This is a genomic window from Streptomyces sp. NPDC037410 (assembly GCF_055602235.1).
This window is the reverse complement of sequence record NZ_JBVJWR010000050.1, coordinates 1-1,168: the sequence shown is the minus strand read 5'-3', so window position 1 is coordinate 1,168 and position 1,168 is coordinate 1. Positions and strand designations below refer to the sequence as shown.

The following is a 1,168-nucleotide window of genomic DNA, read 5'->3' as shown; positions in this document are numbered from 1 at the left end:
TGGGTCGCCACGTGAGGCGACCCCTGTTTCAGATTGCGGTGTTCGCCTGCGGCCGGTCGCGCGTTCGCGCTGTCCTGTGGGCATGGGCGATACCCGGCTGGAACCTGTCGTGCTGTCGGAGGCCGAGCGGCTGACGCTGGAGAACTGGGCAAAGCGCCGCTCGACCGCGCAGGGGCTGGCCGTTCGCGCACGCATCGTGCTGGCGTGCGCGGACGGCTGGAACAACACCGTGGTCGCCGCGCGGCTCGATGTCGGCAGAGACACCGTGCGCCGCTGGCGCACACGGTTTCTGCGCGACCGCCTCGACGGACTCGCGGACGAGCCGCGGCCCGGAGTGCCACGGACCATCACCGACGCCCAGGTCGAAGAGGTAGTGGTCCGCACCCTGGAAGAGACACCTCCTGCGGGCACGCACTGGTCCAAGCGGGAACTGGCCAAGGTGGTGGGGATCTCTCCGGCCAGTGTCCTGCGGATCTGGCACGCCTTCGGCCTGCAGCCGTGGCGGACCGAGACGTTCAAGATCTCCCCGGACCCGTTCCTGATCGACAAGATCCGTGACGTCGTCGGTCTGTACCTCGCTCCGCCGGCGAACGCCGTCGTCTTCGCGGTCGACGAGAAACCGCAGATCCAGGCCCTTCAGCGGACCGCACCGGTCCTGCCCATGATCCCGGGAGTGCCCGAGCGGCGGAGCTTCGACTACGTTCGCCACGGCACCGTCGACCTGTTCGCCGCCCTGAACACCGCGACCGGCAAAGTGATCAGCAAGCTGTCCGCACAGCACCGTGCGGTCGACTTCCGCGACTTCCTCGACGAGATCGACCGCCAGGCCGAATCCGGCCTGGCGGTCCACGTCATCTGCGACAACCTCTCCGCCCACAAGGCACCCGTGGTGCACAAGTGGCTCCTCGCGCACCCTCGTTTCCAGCTCCACTTCACCCCCACCTACTCGTCCTGGATCAACCAGGTCGAACGGTGGTTCGCCGAGCTGGAACGGCGCTGCCTCGAACGCGGAGTGTTCTGCTCACTCGACGACCTCAAGAAGGCTCTCGAAGACTGGATCAAGGTCTGGAACGACCAGGCCCGACCCTTCAAATGGACCAAGACCGCCGACCAGATCCTCGACCGCATCTGCCGATACTGCGACAGGATCTCCGAACCAGATCACTAG

Annotated in this window: 1 protein-coding gene; it reads left to right on the top strand. The window is 66.5% G+C overall.

The annotated features are described in order from the left end of the window. Positions 1 to 82 precede the first annotated feature (82 nt). A complete protein-coding gene (locus ACZ7HT_RS36875) occupies positions 83 to 1,168 on the top strand; it encodes an IS630 family transposase (protein WP_471174126.1) in 1,086 nt (361 codons plus the stop codon).